This window comes from Azospirillum sp. Marseille-Q6669, assembly GCF_965111635.1.
Window position 1 is genome coordinate 1,280,789 of record NZ_CBCOOP010000001.1, and the last position, 18,282, is coordinate 1,299,070.

At 68.6% G+C, this 18,282-nt stretch carries 20 protein-coding genes; 9 read left to right on the top strand and 11 right to left on the bottom strand.

Features of this window, described 5'->3' with window-relative positions; genetic code table 11:
* The first annotated feature begins 159 nt into the window (after positions 1-159).
* Positions 160-1,116 carry a hydrogen peroxide-inducible genes activator gene (locus tag ACWPXE_RS05560; protein ID WP_454017005.1) on the top strand — a complete coding sequence of 319 codons (957 nt, stop codon included), beginning with the start codon at positions 160-162 and terminating at the stop codon, positions 1,114-1,116.
* A gap of 23 nt (positions 1,117-1,139) precedes the next feature.
* On the opposite strand, the gene ACWPXE_RS05565 is transcribed toward ACWPXE_RS05560, so the two are convergent.
* The 5 genes from ACWPXE_RS05565 to ACWPXE_RS05585 form a co-directional block, all read right to left on the bottom strand.
* Positions 1,140-1,751: a helix-turn-helix domain-containing protein gene (locus tag ACWPXE_RS05565; protein WP_454017006.1), complete on the bottom strand. Its 612-nt coding sequence runs from the start codon at positions 1,749-1,751 to the stop codon at positions 1,140-1,142.
* A 47-nt stretch (positions 1,752-1,798) separates the two neighbouring features.
* Positions 1,799-2,815, bottom strand: coding sequence for a sulfate ABC transporter substrate-binding protein (locus ACWPXE_RS05570; protein ID WP_454017007.1), 1,017 nt, complete (start codon positions 2,813-2,815; stop codon positions 1,799-1,801).
* 193 nt (positions 2,816-3,008) lie between these two features.
* Complete coding sequence (locus tag ACWPXE_RS05575) at positions 3,009-3,902, bottom strand: prephenate/arogenate dehydrogenase family protein (protein WP_454017008.1); 894 nt, start codon at positions 3,900-3,902, stop codon at positions 3,009-3,011.
* A gap of 164 nt (positions 3,903-4,066) precedes the next feature.
* Positions 4,067-5,161, bottom strand: coding sequence for a histidinol-phosphate transaminase (hisC, locus tag ACWPXE_RS05580; protein WP_454017009.1), 1,095 nt, complete (start codon positions 5,159-5,161; stop codon positions 4,067-4,069).
* A gap of 8 nt (positions 5,162-5,169) precedes the next feature.
* Positions 5,170-6,084: a chorismate mutase gene (locus ACWPXE_RS05585; RefSeq protein ID WP_454017010.1), complete on the bottom strand. Its 915-nt coding sequence runs from the start codon at positions 6,082-6,084 to the stop codon at positions 5,170-5,172.
* Positions 6,085-6,229: 145 nt separating this feature from the next.
* On the opposite strand from ACWPXE_RS05585, the gene metX reads away from it, so the two are divergent.
* The 3 genes from metX (at position 6,230) to ACWPXE_RS05600 (ending at position 8,796) form a co-directional block, all read left to right on the top strand.
* Entirely contained in the window at positions 6,230-7,453 is a 1,224-nt protein-coding gene (gene metX / locus ACWPXE_RS05590) for a homoserine O-acetyltransferase MetX (RefSeq protein ID WP_454017011.1), read from the top strand.
* Between the two features lie 10 nt (positions 7,454-7,463).
* Complete coding sequence (metW, locus tag ACWPXE_RS05595) at positions 7,464-8,114, top strand: methionine biosynthesis protein MetW (RefSeq protein WP_454017012.1); 651 nt, start codon at positions 7,464-7,466, stop codon at positions 8,112-8,114.
* 97 nt (positions 8,115-8,211) lie between these two features.
* Complete coding sequence (locus tag ACWPXE_RS05600) at positions 8,212-8,796, top strand: PRC-barrel domain-containing protein (RefSeq protein ID WP_454017013.1); 585 nt, start codon at positions 8,212-8,214, stop codon at positions 8,794-8,796.
* A gap of 4 nt (positions 8,797-8,800) precedes the next feature.
* On the opposite strand, the gene ACWPXE_RS05605 is transcribed toward ACWPXE_RS05600, so the two are convergent.
* Entirely contained in the window at positions 8,801-9,364 is a 564-nt protein-coding gene (locus ACWPXE_RS05605) for an RBBP9/YdeN family alpha/beta hydrolase (RefSeq protein WP_454017014.1), read from the bottom strand.
* A gap of 61 nt (positions 9,365-9,425) precedes the next feature.
* Positions 9,426-10,202, bottom strand: a complete 777-nt coding sequence (locus ACWPXE_RS05610) for a class I SAM-dependent methyltransferase (protein ID WP_035678754.1) — start codon at positions 10,200-10,202, stop codon at positions 9,426-9,428.
* Positions 10,203-10,263: 61 nt separating this feature from the next.
* On the opposite strand from ACWPXE_RS05610, the gene gloB reads away from it, so the two are divergent.
* From gloB to catB, 4 genes are all read left to right on the top strand, one after another.
* Entirely contained in the window at positions 10,264-11,025 is a 762-nt protein-coding gene (gene gloB, locus ACWPXE_RS05615) for a hydroxyacylglutathione hydrolase (protein ID WP_454017015.1), read from the top strand.
* A 72-nt stretch (positions 11,026-11,097) separates the two neighbouring features.
* Complete coding sequence (locus tag ACWPXE_RS05620) at positions 11,098-11,703, top strand: glutathione S-transferase N-terminal domain-containing protein (protein WP_454017016.1); 606 nt, start codon at positions 11,098-11,100, stop codon at positions 11,701-11,703.
* 14 nt (positions 11,704-11,717) lie between these two features.
* Positions 11,718-12,146, top strand: coding sequence for a cupin domain-containing protein (locus tag ACWPXE_RS05625; protein ID WP_454017017.1), 429 nt, complete (start codon positions 11,718-11,720; stop codon positions 12,144-12,146).
* Between the two features lie 61 nt (positions 12,147-12,207).
* Positions 12,208-12,849: a type B chloramphenicol O-acetyltransferase gene (catB, locus tag ACWPXE_RS05630; RefSeq protein WP_454017018.1), complete on the top strand. Its 642-nt coding sequence runs from the start codon at positions 12,208-12,210 to the stop codon at positions 12,847-12,849.
* Positions 12,850-12,854: 5 nt separating this feature from the next.
* On the opposite strand, the gene yddG is transcribed toward catB, so the two are convergent.
* Positions 12,855-13,787 (bottom strand): aromatic amino acid exporter YddG, encoded by a 933-nt coding sequence (gene yddG / locus ACWPXE_RS05635; protein ID WP_454017019.1) that lies wholly within the window; start codon positions 13,785-13,787, stop codon positions 12,855-12,857.
* Between the two features lie 75 nt (positions 13,788-13,862).
* Here yddG and ACWPXE_RS05640 point away from each other — a divergent pair, with 75 nt between their 5' ends.
* Entirely contained in the window at positions 13,863-14,786 is a 924-nt protein-coding gene (locus ACWPXE_RS05640) for an EamA family transporter (RefSeq protein ID WP_454017020.1), read from the top strand.
* A gap of 4 nt (positions 14,787-14,790) precedes the next feature.
* Here ACWPXE_RS05640 and ACWPXE_RS05645 read toward each other — a convergent pair whose 3' ends face one another.
* From ACWPXE_RS05645 to ade, 3 genes are all read right to left on the bottom strand, one after another.
* Complete coding sequence (locus ACWPXE_RS05645) at positions 14,791-15,600, bottom strand: FkbM family methyltransferase (RefSeq protein WP_454017021.1); 810 nt, start codon at positions 15,598-15,600, stop codon at positions 14,791-14,793.
* A gap of 60 nt (positions 15,601-15,660) precedes the next feature.
* Positions 15,661-16,377, bottom strand: a complete 717-nt coding sequence (locus ACWPXE_RS05650) for a hypothetical protein (protein ID WP_454017022.1) — start codon at positions 16,375-16,377, stop codon at positions 15,661-15,663.
* 155 nt (positions 16,378-16,532) lie between these two features.
* Positions 16,533-18,242: an adenine deaminase gene (gene ade, locus ACWPXE_RS05655; protein ID WP_454017023.1), complete on the bottom strand. Its 1,710-nt coding sequence runs from the start codon at positions 18,240-18,242 to the stop codon at positions 16,533-16,535.
* Between the last annotated feature and the right edge of the window lie 40 nt (positions 18,243-18,282).

An 18,282-nucleotide genomic window follows, 5' to 3' on the forward strand; every position in this document is an offset into this window, starting at 1 on the left:
CGTTTCCCATATGGGCTACCGGTGCCGCGGCATCCCTGCCGGAAGTCTGCTCCCCCCTCGTTGGTCGCTTGACACCAGGGAAGTTAGGGGCAATGGGTCAGCGATGGAAGCGAAAAATACCAATCGCTTTGATCGATAAAACCGATTATTGTGCAGTGCATGAAGCCCCTCCCCACGTTGCGTCAGCTCCACTACCTCGTCGCCGTCGTCGATCGCTGCCATTTCGGCAAGGCGGCGGAGGCGTGCCTCGTCAGCCAGTCCACGCTCAGCGCCGGCATCCAGGAATTGGAGAATCTGCTGGGCGCCCCGCTGCTGGAGCGCACGCGGCGCACCGTCCTGCCGACTCCGCTGGGCCGCGAGATCGCCGACCGCGCCCGCACCGTCCTGAAGGGGGCGGAGGAGCTGGTGGACATGGCCCGCTCGGTGGAGGACCCGATGTCCGGGCCGCTCCATCTGGGCGTGATCCCGACCATAGGCCCCTTCCTGATCCCCCGCGTGATGCCGGCGCTGCGCGACAGCTTCCCCAAGCTGAAGCTGTTCCTGCGCGAGGACCAGACCGCCCGTCTGCTCGACCGGTTGGAATCGGGGGAGTTGGACGCGGCCATCCTCGCCCTGCCCTACCCCTCCGGCGACGTGGAATCGATCGACATCGCCGAAGACCGCTTCTCCGTGGTCTGCACGCCCGAGCACCGGCTGAGCGACGTTACGACGCCCCGCCCGTCCGACGTCGCGCTGGACGATCTGCTGCTGCTGGAGGATGGGCATTGCCTGCGCGACCACGCGCTGGCCGCTTGCTCCATGGAAGGGGCGCGGCAAAGCGCCACGTTCCAGGGCACCAGCCTGCACACGCTGGTCCAGATGGTCGCCAACGGTCTGGGGGTGACGCTGCTGCCGCAGATGGCGCTCGACTCGGGGATTCTGCGCGGTTTGGATGTGGTCGTTCGCCCGCTGGGCGGGGAGCGGCCGTTCCGCCGGATCGGACTGGTCTGGCGCCGCACCTCCGGCCGCAAGGAGACCTTCCGTCAACTCGCCGCCGCCCTGAAGACGGAGATGTCCTGCGACAGCGGGCCGCAGGCCCCTGCCAACGGCGATGCCAGCGTGCGGACCGCCGCCTGATCCAGGGCCAGAGAACGCCGGAATCAGAAGACGTAGGTCATCACGAGATACAGCAGCGCCTCGCCGTCACCCACATTGCGGTAGGCGTGGGGAGCGTCGGCATCGAACTGGATCGTGTCGCCCTCCTCCAGCCGGTGGGTGCCGTCGCCGGTCTCGATCTCGACGACGCCGTGCCCGACCAGGATGTTCTCCACGGTGCCGATGGTGTGGGCGTCGGCCCGCTCGTCGGTGCCGGGAGCGAGGCGCAGCTCGTAGAACTCCACCTGCCGCTCACCGCGGAAGGGGAACAGCGCCCGCGAGCTGAATCGCCCGTCGCGCGAGGCCAGCGGCCGACTGTCCGCCCGCCGAATCACCGTGGTCCCGCCGCTGCCCCCGCTGCTGAGCAAGCTGGAGAAGGGCACATCGAGCGCGCGGGCGATGGTCCACAGGAAGTCGATGCTGGACGGCCCCTGCCCGGCTTCGATCGCCGTCAGCTCCGCCCGGCTGTTGCCCGACAGCTTGGCGAGCGCGTCGACGGACAGCCCCTGGCGGAGCCGGAAGTTGCGAATGTTCTCGGCGATCACGCCGGTCAGCGGGTTGGCGTCGCCGTCCGCCGTCCGGGAGTCCGTGCTCCGGGGGGTCGATGTCGTGCTCATGGTGTTTGGCCCTCCCGTTCCATCAATCCGTGCTCATGCCCTGGGATTCAGCGGGGCGCCGACTGGATCTGGTCGAACAGGGCGCCCTCCGCAAAGTGGGTCGCCTGGGCCTTGCGCCAGCCGCCGAACACGTCGTCCACGGTCACCAGCGCCACCGGGGAGAAGCGCCCGGCATACTGCCGCGCCAGTTCGGGATGGCGGGGCCGGTAGAAATTCCGCGCGGCGATCTCCTGCCCCTCGCGGGTGTAGAGATACTGCACATAGGCTTCGGCCACCTTGCGGGTGCCCTTGCGGTCGACCACGCTGTCCACCACGGACACCGGCGGCTCGGTCAGGATGGACAGGGACGGCACGACGATCTCGAACTGGTCGGCCCCGAACTCCTGGAGCGACAGGAAAGCCTCGTTCTCCCACGCCAGCAGAACGTCGCCGACGCCCTTGCGGGTAAAGGTCAGGGCGGCCCCGCGGGCGCCGCTGTCCAGCACCGGGACATGTTTGTAAAGGTCGGCGACAAATTGCCTGGCTTTCGCCTCGTCGTTGCCGTTGGTCTTCAGCGCGTAGGCCCAGGCGGCAAGGTAGTTCCAGCGCGCCCCGCCCGAAGTCTTCGGGTTCGGCGTGACCACCTCAACGTCCGGCTTCACCAGATCGTCCCAGTCCTTGATCTGCTTCGGGTTGCCCTTGCGGACCAGGAAGACGATCGTCGAGGTGTAGGGGGAGCTGTTGTTCGGCAGGCGCGTTCGCCAGTCCTTGCCGATCAGCCCGGCATCGGCGATGGCGTCCACATCGTAGCCAAGAGCCAGTGTCACTACGTCGGCGTCCAGCCCGTCGATGACCGAGCGCGCCTGCGCGCCCGATCCGCCGTGCGACTGGTGGATGACCACCGTCTCCCCCGACGCCTCCGCCCAGGTGCGGGCGAAGGCCGGGTTGAACTCCTCGTACAGCTCCCGCGTCGGGTCGTAGGAGACGTTCAGGATCGTGCTGCGGCTCGCGGCGCTGGCGGTCGCCAGGGCGGCCAAGGTCACCAGCCCGACGGCGATGAGGCTCTGGCGGAAGCGCGACGGCATGAACGGTGTTTCCCAGGCTGACGGTCGATGGCGTGGTGCCGGGGATTATTGAACACGGACGATCCCTATCAGGCAAGTCGTCTTTTGTTGTTTGGTGTGTAATTCACATATGCACGATTATCATTTATCGGAATTTTAATGTGAAAATAGGACATCAAACGGTTGCGCCAGCCGAACGGCGCAACCGGACCGGTCAGGCCTGCTTGGCGTCGATGATGCCGCGGCGGATGGCGCGGGTCTTGGTGAAATGGTCCTGCAACTGCTCCCCCTCGCCCCAGCGGATGGCGCGCTGGAGGGCGGTCAGGTCCTCGGTGAAGCGCTGGAGAATTTCCAGGACCGCTTCCCGGTTGTTCAGGAACACGTCGCGCCACATCACCGGGTCGCTGGCGGCGATGCGGGTGAAGTCGCGGAAACCGCCGGCCGAGAACTTGATGACCTCGGACTTGGTGTCGTCCTCCAAGTCAGACGCCGTGCCGACGATGGTGTAGGCGATCAGGTGCGGCAGGTGCGAGGTGATCGCCAGCACGCGGTCATGGTGGGTGGCGTCCATCAGTTCCACGGTGGAACCGATGCGGCGCCACATCGCCACCACCTTGTCCACCGCACCCTCGTTGGCGCCGGGCGGCGGGGTGACGATGCACCAGCGGCCCTGAAACAGGGTGGCGAAGCCGGCCTCAGGCCCCGAATGCTCGGTGCCCGCCACCGGGTGGCCGGGAATCAGATGCACGCCGTCCGGAATGTGCGGCCCGACGTCGCGCAGCACCGCCTGCTTCACCGAGCCGACGTCCGTCACGATCATGCCGGGGCGCAGCAGCGGTCCGAGCTGCTCCCCCACCTCGGCGAAGGCGCCGACGGGAGTCGCCAGGACCACCACGTCCGCACCCTCCAGCGCTTCCGCCAGATCGGTGGTGGCGCGCTCGACGATGCCCAACTCCATCGCCTTGGCGCAATGCTCCGGGCTGCGGTCCGCGCAAACGACCTGACGCGCCACCCCGTAATGCGTGAGCGCCCGCGCCAGGGACGAACCGATCAGACCCACGCCGACGATGGCGACGCGGTCGAACAAGGGAGTGGCGGTCTCGCTCATGATCTCAAGGCACCGGCTGCGGATGGGTTGCAGAACGCTCCGCTATAAAGCACCAAGGCGCCCCCTGACCAAGCGAAACTTTGCCCGGCCGACCGCGCGCAAGAGCCCAAACGAAAAGGCCGGGCGCATGGCCCGGCCTGTTTCAGCGCGATCCGACGGCCCTGTTACGCCGCCAGGAAGTCCTTCAGCGCCTGCACCACCTCGCGCATTTCGGCCTCCGTGCCGATGGTGACGCGCAGGCAGCTCGGCAGGCCGTAGGCGGGCATCTGGCGGACCAGGATGCCGCGGCCCTTCAGGAACAGGCGCGCCGCCTCGGCGTCGTCCTTGCCGGGGGTCTGGCCGGCGAAATCGACCAGAACGAAGTTCGTCACGCTGGGATGGGTCTTCAGGCCAAGGCCGTGGACCTGCTGGACGAACCACTCCCGCCATTCGATGTTGTGGCTGCGCGAGCGCTCCAGGAACGCGGTGTCCTCCAGCGCCGCCACACCGGCGATCTGCGCCGCGGAGGAGACATTGAAGGGGCCGCGCACGCGGTTCAGCACGTCGGCGATCCCTGCCGGGCAGTAGGCCCAGCCGAGCCGGACCGAGCCCAGCGCGAAGATCTTCGAGAAGGTGCGGGTCATCACCACATTGGGGAAGCGGTCAACCAGCTCCTGCCCCGCCGAATAGTCGTTGTGGTTCATGTACTCGGCGTAGGCCGCGTCGATGACCAGGATGGCGTTTTCCGGCAGCCCGGCGTGCAGGCGGGCCATCTCGTCGGCGGTGATGTAGGTGCCGGTCGGGTTGTTCGGGTTGGCGACGAAGACCAGCCGGGTGCGCGGCGTGACGTGGGCCAGCAGCGAATCCACATCGGTGGTCAGGTTCGTCTCCGGCGCCTGGACCGGGGTGGCGCCGACCGACTTGGCGCCGATCGGGTACATCAGGAAGCCGTGCTGCGAATACAGCACCTCGTCCCCCGGCCCGGCATAGGCGCGGATCAGCAGGGCGATCAGCTCGTCGGAACCGGCGCCGCAGACCACGCGGTCGGCGTCCAGGCCGAAACGCTCGGCGATGGCCTTGCGCAGCTTGGCGGAGCCGCCATCCGGGTAGCGGTGCAGCTCGCCCGCGGCGGCCTTATAGGCCTCCACGGCGCGCGGGCTGGGGCCGAGCGCGCCTTCGTTGGAGGCGAGGCGGATGTGCCCCGCATGCTCGCCGCCAACGTAGGGGGCGATGTCGAGAATCCCCGGGCGGGGCGCCGGGCCGTTGTTCGGCTGGGTCATATCAGGTCTCAGACCTTGCGGGCGTCGTGGGAGAAATGAAGCGGGACGGCGTAGCCGCCTACGATGTTGATCCGCACCGGGATCTCGCCCAGCCGGCCGGCGAAGGCGGACAGGCGCGGGTCGGTGTGGTCGACGAAGTCGGCGACCTCGACCAGATGGATCGACGGGCCGGACGGATCGCGGGCGTGCCAGGTGCAGAAATAGGTCGGGGCGAGGCCGCTCGTCTCCAGATGGTCCTTGAGCCGGCCGCGGCTGAGGTCATGCCCCAGCTCGATCCCCAGGAGGGTGCGGTCGTCGCCGGTCGGCTCGTGCGGGACCAGCGCGATGGCCAGCGCGTCGCGGTCCTCGCCGCGGGCGTTGCCGCGCCCGGCGAAGGGCAGCCGCGCCACCACGCGCGGCGTACGCGCGTCGGACGACACCAGGAAGCGCCACCAGGGGTCCGCGTCGTCCTCCGCCGGGTAGGGGACGACGCCGACGGTGGCCGTGCCCTCCGACACCGCGCGGATGGCCGCCGCGGGGGAGTTGACGGCGGTCATCGGGACGACGCTGCCGAAATGGTCGCGGGCGACGTCCCAGAATCCGCGGCGGTCCTCCGGCGCGTAGACCGCGACGGCGAAAGGCCCCTGGAGCCGGGTGAAGGCGGTGATCATCTCCCGCCACATGCGGGTGACGGCCATCGCCGGGAAGGAGCCGGCGTGGCGCGCCATCAGGCGGCGCAGGATGACCGCCTCGCGCGCCGGGCGCAGATAGATCGGGGTCTGGGGATTCCCGCTGACCTGACCTTCCGCGGCCTCGATCTGACCTTTGACGACGCCGACGCGCTCCACCACCGCGGCACGGCGCATCAGCAGGTCGTGGATCGTATCGTCGATGTGATCGATCTCGCGGCGCAGATCGTCGAGCGGGGACTTGGGCGGAGGCATGGGGCGGGAAACCGTCAAATCCAGGGCGAATCCAAAGCCGGATAGTAGTAGTCCGCAAGCGGAGCGAAATCAAAGAAAACGTTGACACTCCCAACCGCCGGTCCGTAGCTATGAACTCCCGTTTTCCGGAGGCCACCGACCCGTCATGTCCGCGCCGAACCCCGCCGCCGCCGTGTCTGGCCCCGTGCCTGCCGCCGCGCCTGCCGAGCCCGCGACGATGCCCGGCCACCGGGTCACGCTCGGGGTGGACCGGCCCATGCGGCTGGACAGCGGGGCGGAGCTGGGTCCCTTCGAGATCGCCTACCAGACCTACGGCGCGCTGAACGCGGACCGGTCGAACGCCATCCTGATCTGCCACGCCCTGACCGGCGACCATTACGTGCTCGACCGGCATCCGGTGACCGGCAAGCCCGGCTGGTGGGAGATGCTGGTCGGTCCGGGCAAGCCGGTCGACACTGACCGCTACTTCGTCATCTGCTCCAACGTGATCGGCGGCTGCATGGGCTCCACCGGCCCGAAGGAGACCGATCCGGCGACCGGCAAGCCCTACGGCCTCGGCTTCCCCGTCATCACCATCGGCGACATGGTGCGCGCGCAGAAGCTGCTGGTGGAGCATCTCGGGATCGACCAACTGTTCTGCGTGATCGGCGGCTCGATGGGCGGCATGCAGGTCCTGCAATGGGCGGTGGCCTATCCCGAATCGGTCTTCGCCGCGGTGCCGATCGCCACGGCGGCCCGCCATTCCGCGCAGAACATCGCCTTCCACGAGGTCGGCCGGCAGGCGATCATGGCCGACCCGGACTGGGCCGGCGGCAACTACCTGCTGGAGGGCACCCGCCCCCACCGCGGGCTGGCGGTGGCGCGCATGGCCGCGCACATCACCTACCTGTCGGAACCGGCGCTGCACCGCAAGTTCGGACGCAACCTGCAGAACCGCCAGACCGTCACCTACGGCTTCGACGCCGATTTCCAGGTGGAGAGTTACCTGCGCCACCAGGGCATCACCTTCGTCGAGCGGTTCGACGCCAACTCCTACCTCTACATCACGCGGGCGATGGACTATTTCGACCTCGCCGCGGATTACGGGGGCGGCACCCTGTCCAACGCCTTCCGCAAGGACGGCAAGGGCACGCCGGTGCGCTTCTGCCTGGCCAGCTTCTCCAGCGACTGGCTGTTCCCGACCTCCGAATCGCGGGCCATCGTGCACGCGCTGAACGCGGTGGCGGCCAACGTCAGCTTCGTGGAGATCCGCACTGACAAGGGCCACGATTCCTTCCTGCTCGACGAGCCGGAATTCCATCAGGTGATCCGCGGCTTCCTGGACGGCTGCGCCGAACACCGCGGCCTGACACGCCCCTCCAGACCATGACATCCCGGCCATGAGCCCCCTCGATGAGAATCAAGCCGCCGCCTGCACCGCTTCCGGCAACGGCATCCGCACCGACCTGAAGCTGATCGCCGAGATGGTGGAGCCGGGCAGCCGCGTGCTCGACGTCGGCTGCGGCGATGGCGCCCTGCTCGCCTTCCTGTCCCGGCAGAAGGGGGTGGACGCGCGCGGGATCGAGCTGTCGATGGACGGCGTGCACCAGTGCGTGGCCCAGGGCCTGTCGGTGATCCAGGGCGACGCCGAAACCGACCTGAAGGACTACCCGCCGGGCGCCTTCGATTACGTGATCCTCAGCCAGACCCTCCAGGCGATGCGCGAGCCGCGGACGGTGCTGGAGACGATGACCCGCATCGGGCGGCGGGCCATCGTGTCGGTGCCCAACTTCGGCTATTGGCGCATCCGCGTGCAGCTCCTGCTGACCGGGCGCATGCCGGTGACGGAGAAGCTGGGCTACCAGTGGTGGGAAACCCCCAACATCCATTTCTGCACGATCAAGGACTTCGTCGTCCTGGCGGAGGAGATGGGCATCCGCATCGAGCGTTGCATGATCGTGGACCGCGCCGGCCGGGTCACCGGCCACGCCCATTCCGGGCTCGCCAACCTGCTGGGCGAGCAGGGCGTCTTCCTGCTGCGCCGGGACTGACCGGACCCCGCCGCTTCCCGGCGATGCAACCCCTGCCCCGCTGGCGCTGTTGTTAGGCAACGTCCGTTCAACAACAGACCAGCGGGAGCCACGCACCATGCGCCTCGTCCCCTCCTCCATCCTGGCCGCATCGGCCGCCGCCCTGCTGCTGTCCGGCGCCGCATCGGCCCAAACATCGCAGGCACAAACGCCACAGGCGTCACCGGACGCCGCGCGCCCCCCGCTGATGACGGCGCCGCGCCCGGACGACACACCGGCCACCCCGCCCGCGGCCTCGCCGGAGGGACTCGGCGGCGACGCGCCCTCCGACGAGATGCAGCGCGCGGCTCCCTCCGTCGCCGCGATCCCCCATCTGCTGACCCCGGAGGAGGCGCGGACCCTGATCGGCAAGGAGGTGCGGACCCGCGACGGTCAGCCCGGCGGCTCCATCAAGGATTTCACACTGGACGGCAGCGCCGCCTCGATCGAACGGATCGTGCTGGCCCCCGCCGAGGGCAGCGGGGCGGACGGGAAGCTGCGGTCCCTGCCGGTCAGCATGCTGCGCACCGACATCGCGGGCGCGGCCGCCAGTGCCGACGGCTCGACACCGCCGACGCTGGACCTGCCGGCGGCCGAACTCGCGCGGGCGCCGGAATTCACCTATGGCGCGGGTGTGAAGACGGTGACCGGCCAGCCGCAATAGCGGCTCAAACGCCGCTGTCCACCGCGCGCAGCAGATCGAGAACAAGCCGCTCGCCGTCCGGCCAGGGACCGTAGCCGGCGGCGGTGTTGATGTGTTCAAGGTCGCCCCCGTCGATGAAGTCGGCACCCCACCCCACCGCGAACCCGCAGGAGCGCGCGATCGCGGCGTAGGGATCGTTGCGGCTGGCCAGCACCACCGCGCGGAAGGGCAGCGGATCGGTGGGCACCGGGGCGAAGCCGTGGACCTCCGGGGGCGTGTGCACCGCCGATTCGACGTCGGGCGGGGCGACCAGCAGGGCGGCGGCGACTTTGCCGACCGACGATCCGCTCCGCACGGCCCAATGGGCGACCGTCACGCAGCCCAGGCTGTGGGCGATCAGCACCACCGGCGCAGAGGCGGCGGTCACGGCCTCCTCCAGCGACCGCACCCAGTCCTCCAGAAGCGGCGCATCCCAGTCGGCCTGCTCGACCCGCGTGAAGGATGGGTGACGCTGCTGCAACCAGCCTTGCCAGTGGTCCGGGCCGGAATTGCCGAGTCCGGGGACGATGAGAACGCTCGCCTTCGCCATAGGGTCCGATCCGCTGCGGTGACCAGGGAGGTTACAAACCGCAACGCCCCCGGAGCAAGGCTTACGGTTCCTCCGACACCCGCCACGCGCCGGACCCCGCCGGGCGGCGGGCCGGAGCCGCCCCGCCGGGAAGCGGCACGATCAAACGGCGCTTGGCCGGCTGCTGGGTCTTGCGCGACACCCCGGCGAAGATCTGCTTGGACGCCTCGATCATCGTGACCCCGGCGAAGGCCTTGAACCAGCGGCAGCCGACCTCTTCCCAGGCCGGGGCGGTCTTCATCAGGAAGCGGGAACGCAGCGGCGGCAGGAACAGGGCGTGCCCGGTGCGCTCCGGCACGAACATCGTGTCGCGCAGCACCTGCTTCAGTTGAGAAGCCGAGTAGGGGAAACCATGGCCGAAGGGCGTCCAGTCGGCCCGCGCCCACAGGCCGCGGCGGTTCGGCACCACCACCAGCACCCGGCCACCGCCGGCCAGCACGCGCCAGATCTCCCGCATCATCGGGCGGAGCTGCTCCGTCCCCTCCAGCCCATGGACGAGCAGCACGCGGTCCACCGACATGTCGGCCAGCGGCAGGTCCGCCTCGTCGCCCAGCGCCACCAGGCCCGGCCCACCCGGCGGCCAGAAGGTCACGCCCTGGGTCGCCGGCATGATGGAGAACACCCGCTCCGCCTCGTCGCGGAAGGGTTGCAGGTACGGCGTCGTGTAGCCGACCCCCAGCACGATCTGCCCGCGCAGGTCGGGCCAGATGGTGCGGATGCGCCGGCGGATCATCCGCCGCGCCGCCTGACCAAGCCCGGACTCGTAGAATTCACGAAGATCGACGATATCGGTGTACATGGTCATCCCAGGCTATCACGTTTCGATTGAACGTCCATTCATGCGGGAGAGGCCCAAGGCCATGGACATCCATCTTATTCCGGCTTTCGCCGACAACTACATCTACCTCCTGCGCGACCCGGCCAGCGGCGCCGTCGGTGTCGTCGATCCCGGCGACGCGCAGCCCGTGCTGGCGGAACTGGACCGGCGCAACTGGACGCTGACGCATATCTTCAACACCCACCACCACAACGACCACATCGGCGGTAACCACGCGCTGAAGGCGCGCTACGGCGCCGACGTGATCGGCCCGCGCGCCGACGCAGCCCGCATTCCCGATATGGAGACGTGCCTGGGCGAAGGCGAGACCATTTCGTTCGGATCGCTCACCGCGCAGGTGTTTTTCGTCCCCGGCCACACCTCCGGCCACATCGCCTTCTGGTTTCCGGAGGCCAAGGCGCTGTTCAGCGGCGACACGCTGTTCGCGCTCGGCTGCGGGCGGCTGTTCGAGGGCACCCCGGCCCAGATGTGGACCTCTCTGGTCAAGTTGCGCGGCCTGCCGGACGACACACGCGTCTATTGCGGCCATGAATACACCCTGTCCAACGCCCGCTTCGCCGTGACGGTGGAGCCGGACAACGCTGCCCTGAAAGCCCGCGCGGCGGACATCGCCGCGCAACGCGAGCGCGGGGAGCCGACCATCCCCTCCACGCTGGGCGTCGAGAAGGCCACCAACCCCTTCCTGCGCGCCGACGTGTCGGAGGTCCAGTCCGCTATTGGCATGGCCGGGGCCGATCCGGTGGCGGTCTTCGCCGAGATCCGCGGCCGCAAGGACCGCTTTTAAGGCAAGGACTGCTTTTAAGAAGGAGCGCCCTCGCGCTACGCTGACGCCCACAAAACGGGAGGAGAGATTTTCATGAAGCTGCGCTGGAGCCCGACCTCGCCCTACGTCCGCAAGGTCGCGATGGTCCTCATCGAATGCGGGCTGGAGTCGGCGGTCGAGAAACAGGTGACCAACGCCTGGGCGCCGGACACCGATTTGCCGGCGGACAACCCGCTGGGCAAGGTGCCGGCCCTGATCCTGGACGACGGCTCGACGCTCTACGACAGCCCGGTGATCGCCGAGTATCTGGACTCGCTGCACGACGGCCCGCGCCTGTTCCCGGTCTCCGGCCCGGCACGCTGGACGGCGCTGCGCCAGCAGGCCCTGGCCGACGGCATCTGCGACGCCGCCATCCTGCGTCGCCTGGAGCTTCAGCGCCCGGACGGCGAGCGCTCCGACTCCTGGGCGGACCGCCAGCGCCGCGCGGTCGCCCGCGCCCTCGACGTACTGGAGGCGGAGGCGCCGGCCCTCGACGGCACGCTGACCATCGGCACGCTGTCCGTCCTGGTGGCGCTCGGCTACCTCGACTTCCGGTTCGGGCATGAGGATTGGCGGGTGGGCCGCCCGGAGCTGGCGGCGTGGTTCGCCTCGGCTTCCGACCTCGACAGTTTCCGCCGCACCGCGCCGCCTCTGGCGTGAACGGAGACGACGCCATGGAGCCCCTGACGCCCGAGCGCATCATCGCGACGCTGGGCATGCAGCCCCATCCGGAAGGCGGCCACTATGTGGAAACCTTCCGGGACGCCCCGCCGGGCGGCGGGCGCGGGGTCAAGACCGGCATCCACTACCTGCTGCAGGCGGGAGAGCGCTCCCACTGGCACCGTGTGGACGCGGTCGAGATGTGGCACTGGCACGCCGGGGGGCCGCTGGAGCTGTCCATCTCCGAAGACGGGCGGTCGGTGGAGCGGGTAATCCTCGGGATGGACCTTGCGGGCGGTCAACGCCCGCAGGGGGTCGTTCCGGCCCACGCGTGGCAGGCGGCACGGCCAACGGAAGGTTGGGTTCTGGTGGGCTGCACCGTGTCCCCCGCCTTCGAATTCTCCGGCTTCGAAATGGCGCCGGAAGGATGGGAGCCGGGGTGAGCCGTCAGCGGGCGCCTCATCTTCTTTATACTTATCTGCATTGGCAACGGAAAAAGCAATCATGACGAATTTCTTCGAATCACCCTTCAAAGGAAAATTACTGTCCGAACAGGTGACGAATCCAAATATTATTGTTGGTCGCTACAGCTATTATTCAGGATATTATCACGGTCACTCTTTCGACGACTGCGCCCGGTACCTGATACCCGACCGAACCGATGTGGACAAGCTGATCATCGGAAGCTTCTGCTCGATTGGTTCGGGTGCCTCTTTCATCATGGCGGGCAACCAGGGACATCGAAACGATTGGGTTTCGACCTTCCCCTTCTTCTACATGAAGGAAGAAGCCGCCTTTGTCGGAGCACGCGACGGATACGCACCCGCCGGAGACACGGTCGTCGGAAACGATGTCTGGATCGGCTCGGAGGCCATGATCATGGCGGGCGTCAAAATCGGTCACGGCGCCATCATCGGCAGCCGGGCGCTCGTCACCAAAGACGTCGAGCCCTACACGGTCGTCGGCGGGAATCCGGCGAAGCCGATCCGCAAGCGGTTCCCTGACTCCGACATCGCCCAACTTCTGGAGATGGCTTGGTGGGATTGGCCGATCGAACAGATCGCCGAGGCCATGCCGATGCTCTGCGCTGGCGACATCGCTGCCCTCCACACGCAGTGGTCAAGGACCACCGACCGCGCGCCGTAAAAGCCTCACCCCCGCAGAACGTCGCGGCTGGCCAGCACGGCGCCGCCCATGATGAGCGCGCAGGCCGCCCAGACGGTCCAGCCTCCCGCCGCCTGCCCGAACAGGATCAGCAGCAGCGTGGAGGTCAGCGGCGTGGCGTAGGACAGCACACCCAGCGCCCGGATGTCGCCGCGCTTCACCCCGTGGTCCCACACGAAGAAGGCCGCGCCGACCGGCCCGATCCCCATGGCGAGCACCGCCAGCCATTCGCCGCCCGACGGCGCCACGGTGGTTTCGAACAGCAGGTGCGACAGCCCGGCCAGCACCGCCGTGGCGAGGCAGAAGCCGCCGACCGCCTCGGTCGGGACATCGCCGAAACGGCGCGACAGCACCGAATAGGACGCCCAGAGCACCGCCGCGGCCATGGCCGACAGGTAGCCCGGCGTGTCCCCGGCGTCGAGCGACAGGCCGCGCCCGCCACCGGTCACGATCAGCACCGTCCCGGCCAGCCCGCACAGCGCGCCCAGCACATGGCCGCGCTTCAACCGCTCCCCCGGCAGAAGGGCGGAGAAAAGGACGATCAGCAGCGGCCAGAGATAATTCAGCAGATTGACCTCGACCGCCGCACCGGGAGCGAGGCGGAAGGCAAGGAAATAGAAGAAATGGTACCCGAACAGCCCGGCGACGCCGAGCAGCCAGACCCGCCAGGGCTGGCGCAGCACGCCGATCACGTCCTTGCCCCGCGCGGCCCCCGCCGCCGTCCCGACGATGAAGGCGACGCCGAAGGACATCGCGACGAGTTGGAACGGCGGAATGGTTCCCGACAGCGCCGTCAGCAGCGCCAGCGTGGACCACATCAGGATGGCCAGCCCGCCAATGGCGGTGGCGCGGCGGACGGCGGCCGGGGCTGACGCCGCGGCGGCCGGGAGACTTTGGGGCGGGAAGCTATCGGTCGGCATGGCGAACGCTTAGCGCAAAGAACGCCGCCGGGCAATCGGCCCGGGCAATCGGACTGTCCGGCAGCGGAGCTGGGCGTGTATCCTGTCACCCGGCGGGTCCCATGCCGCGCCTCCGTCCATGTCGTCACCATCCCAACCACGGCTCCCGCCTTGCCCACCGAAGCCCTTCTCGCCGTCCTGGCCGGCGCCCTTCTCCATGCCGGCTGGAACACCGCGCTGAAGGCCGGCGGCGGCAGTGCGTCCGACGCGGTCCTGGTGGTCGCCGGGTCCGCCTTCATCGCCTTGCTGCTGCTTCCCGTCGTTCCAGCGCCATCGCTCGCCAGCGCACCTTATCTCTGTGTGACGGCGGTGCTGCACGTCGCCTATTTCCGTCTCCTCGCCGCCGCCTATCGCGACGGGGCGATGAGCCACGCCTATCCTCTGATGCGCGGCACGCCGCCGCTGATCGTGGCGCTGTGCAGCGGCGTGCTGCTGGGCGAGGGGCTATCCGCCGGCGCCTGGATGGGAACGCTGCTGGTCTGCGGCGGAATCCTCGGGCTGACCCTGTTGGGGCGGCGCTCGGCCCCGTCGGGATCGTGGCGGGGCACCGCCTGCGCGCTCGCCAACGCCCTGGTGATCGCCGCCTACACGGTGGTGGACGGCATCGGCGTTCGGCTGTCCGGTTCGGCGGCCGGCTACACGCTGTGGGGATTCCTGCTGTTGAGCGTGCCCATGGTGGGCGGGGCGCTGCTGAGCGACGCCCGGGGCTTCCTGAGCCACGCCCGCCGGCGCTGGATGGTGGCGCTGGCCGGCGGGGCGGCCAGCATCGCCTCCTACGGGCTCGCACTCTGGGCGATGACCCTGGCGCCGGTCGCGGTGGTGGCGGCGCTGCGCGAAACCTCGATCCTGTTCGCGATGGCGCTGGCCGCTCTGGTGCTCAAGGAGCGGGTCGGTCCGGTGCGTCTTGCCTCCGGCGCGGTCATCGTGCTGGGTGCCGCGTCGCTGCGCCTCGCGGCCTGAGGCCCTACTGGCGGATGGCCAGGAAATTCTGGTACGCGAAGATTTCGTCGAACTCGGAATAGGCGGACAGCCGGTACAGCCCGTCCTTGACGATCTTGCAGACGGCGAAGCCGTCCAGCCGGCTCCAGAAGTCGCGCAGGAAGGTCCGGGAATCGAGGTTGCAGCCGCCGAACTCGAACTGGATGAAGTCAACGGCGCGCCGCTCCAGAAGGCCGCGCCCCCCGTCCAGGACGGCGATCTCGTGGCCCTCCACATCGATCTTGAGGAAATGGACGCAGTCGATGCCAGCCTCCGCGCAGAACCCATCCAGAGTCGCCAGACGAACGGTCTCCCCGCTCCCGCCCTCTTGAAATTCCCGGATCGCGCGATCGTGGAGGGAGGCCAGGGTCGAACCGGGCCGGTCGCTGTGCAGGGTGGCTGCGCCGGCCCGGTCGGACAGGCCGAGGTTGACGGGGCGGCAACGGCCGGGATAACGCGTGGCCGTCTCCCGCAGCGCGCGGAACGCCGTCGGCGACGGTTCGAAGGACCAGACGGTTGCGGCGGGAAAGCGGTCGAGCGCCGCCGCCGTGTAAACCCCGACGTTGGCGCCAACATCGAGAATCACGGCGTCGGCGACGCCGCGCCGCTTCAGTTCGCCCTGGATGTAGCGGAGGACTCCGGCCTCGCCCGAGGTCTGGATGTCGGCGTCGTTGACCAGACCCATCCCCTTCAGGGCCTGCCGGTGGATCGCGCGGAAGAAATCCTGCTGGCCGGCCTTTCCCTGATGCTCCGCGACGTAGTCGGCGACGGCGCGGAACAGCTCTTCAGGGGTCATGGCGGCGTGGTCTCCGGCAGCGGCGGACCGGCAGTGTAGCCGCCGCCGACCCGCCGCGCCTCAGAAAAGCCCGTTCAGCAGAGACCCGCGCCCGCTGTAGCCGCTGCTTCCCCCGGTGAGGATGCCCAGCGCCCCGGAACTGGTCGTCGTGCCACCGGTCAGCAGGGAGGTCAGGCGCTGAAGCTGCGGCGTCTGCTGGAGCGGGTTGTCGCCCTTGGCCGGCTGCTTGGCGATGGTGTCGTAATCTTTGCTGTAATCACCCATGCGGAGCTGGAGGCCGTAGTTCTTCTCCTCCTTCGCCGCCACGCCTTTGTCGCGGGAGACGCGCAGCGTGTAGTCGCCACGGTCGAGCGACAGGGTGCCCGCCTCGAACTTCTTGTAGGCGTCGTAGGTAGAGCCGGCCTCGCTGTTGCTGTCGGCGACGATCTTGCCCTGCTTGTCCATCAGCTGGACGCGCACGCCGGTGTCGCCGACGCGGCCGAGGGCGACCTCGCCGGGCGTCGCCAGATTGAATTTGTAGAAGTCCGCCGGGTCGTTGGCGGCCAGCGTGCTGAGCACGTTGAGGCGGCTGGTGTCCTTCACCAGCGTGCCGACGTTGGTGGCGAAGGGCGCGGCGTTCAGGGCCGACTTGCGGACGGTCTGCTCATACTCCTGGACGTTGCCGCTGGGCTTGGCGTCGGTCGCCTGCTTGGCCTGCTCCTGGACGCGCTTCATCGCCGCGTCGATGGACGTCTGGATGCTCTGCGCCAAGCCGCTGATGTCGCTCATTCCAACCATGGCACGCCCCTCCGACCGGCATTCTTCGCGTTTGTCGGGCGGCCCCTTGCAGGCGGCGGGCCAAAAGGCTTTCCATGACTTTCAAAGGGTTGAGCCGGGGCTCCTGCCGAAGGGGCCGGCAAGATCCGCACCCCGTCCGGCAGGAATTGCCGGGGTCACGCTTCCACCAGCGCGAATGTGTCGACGTCCACCAGCCCGCGGTCGGTGATCTTCAGATGCGGAATCACCGGCAGCGGCAGGAAGGCCAGTTGCAGGAAGGGCTCGGCCAGCGGGCATCCCATCTCCTTCACCGAGGCGCGCAGGCTGCGCAGATGACGCTCCACCGTCTCGAAGGGCTCCAGGCTCATCAGCCCGGCCAGCGGCAGGGCGAGTTCCCCCACCACCTGACCATTGCGCACCGCGACGAAGCCGCCCTGAAGCTCGATCAGGCGGTTGACGGCGATGGCCATATCCTCGTCCGAGGCGCCGACCACGCAGATGTTGTGGCTGTCGTGCCCGACCGAGGAAGCCAGCGCGCCCTCGCGGATGTGAAAGCCGCTGGCGAAGCCGCGCCCGACATTCTGGTTGGTGCCGTGGCGGGCGAAAACGCAGATCTTCAGGATGTCGCGGTCGGGATCGGCCACCAGCTTGCCGTCCCTGGCCGGCACCTCCAGCCGCAGATGGGCGGTGATGATCTTGCCGGGCAGCACGCCGATCACCGACTGGACGGAGCCGCGGGCGGGCACCGCGAAGTCCTCCGCCGTCACCGGGTGGAGCTTGACGGAGCGCAGGCCCACCGGGCTGACCGCCGGACGGCCGGCGAAAGTCTCCGGCGTCACCACCCGCCCGTTGCGGATGACCCGGTTGACCGCGCATTCCTCCAGATCGTCCAGCAGGACGAGGTCGGCGCGCTGCCCCGGCGCGATCAGGCCGCGGTCGAACAGGCCGAAGCCGCGCGCCGCCGACCAAGTGGCTGCGCGGTAGACATGGGCCAGCGGGGCGCCCAGCCGGATCGCGCTGCGGATCAGATGGTCCATGTGCCCCTCCTCGGCGATGTCGAGGGGGTTGCGGTCGTCGGTGCAGAAGCCCAGGAAGGGCGATGTTTCCGGCTGGATCACCGGGGCCAGCGCGTGCACGTCCTTCGACACCGACCCGTCGCGGATCAGCACCTGCATGCCCTTGCGCAGCTTCTCCATCGCCTCCGGCGCGCTGGTCGTCTCATGGCAGTTGCGGATGCCGCAGGACAGATAGGCGTTCAGTTCCCGCCCGCTGAGCAGCGGAGCGTGGCCGTCGATGTGGCGGCCGTCGAAGGCGGCCAGCTTGTCGAGAACCCCGTCCACCTTGTGGAAGACGCCGGGGAAGTTCATGAACTCCGCCAGCCCCAGCACCTTCGGGTGGTCCTTGTGGCGCAGCAGATCCGCCGCCTCCAGCCGCGCGCCAGAGGTCTCCAGCTCCGTCGCCGGCACGCAGGAGGAGAGTTGCACCCGCAGGTCCAGCACCGTTCCCTCGGCGCAGTCCAGGAAGTAGCGAAGCCCCTTCTCGCCCAGCACGTTGCAGATCTCGTGCGGGTCGCAGATGGCCGTGGTGGTGCCGCGCGGCAGGACGCAGCGGTCGAACTCCATCGGCGTGACGCAGGTGGATTCGCAATGGACGTGGGTGTCGATGAAGCCCGGAACGACGGTCAGTCCGGACCCGTCGATCTCCTCCGCCCCGTCGTACGATTCATAGGTGCCGACGATCCGGTCGGCACAGATGGCGATGTCGCCCGCGGCGGTTTCGCCGGTGACGACGTTGAGGAAACGGGTGTTCTTGATGACCAGATCGGCCTTGGTCTCGCCCAGGGCCTGACCGATGCGCGTCTTCAGTTCGTCCCGTGTGACCGCCATCGCTCCGCCTCGTCCAGCCCATTCCAAGTCTTCTTTAGGT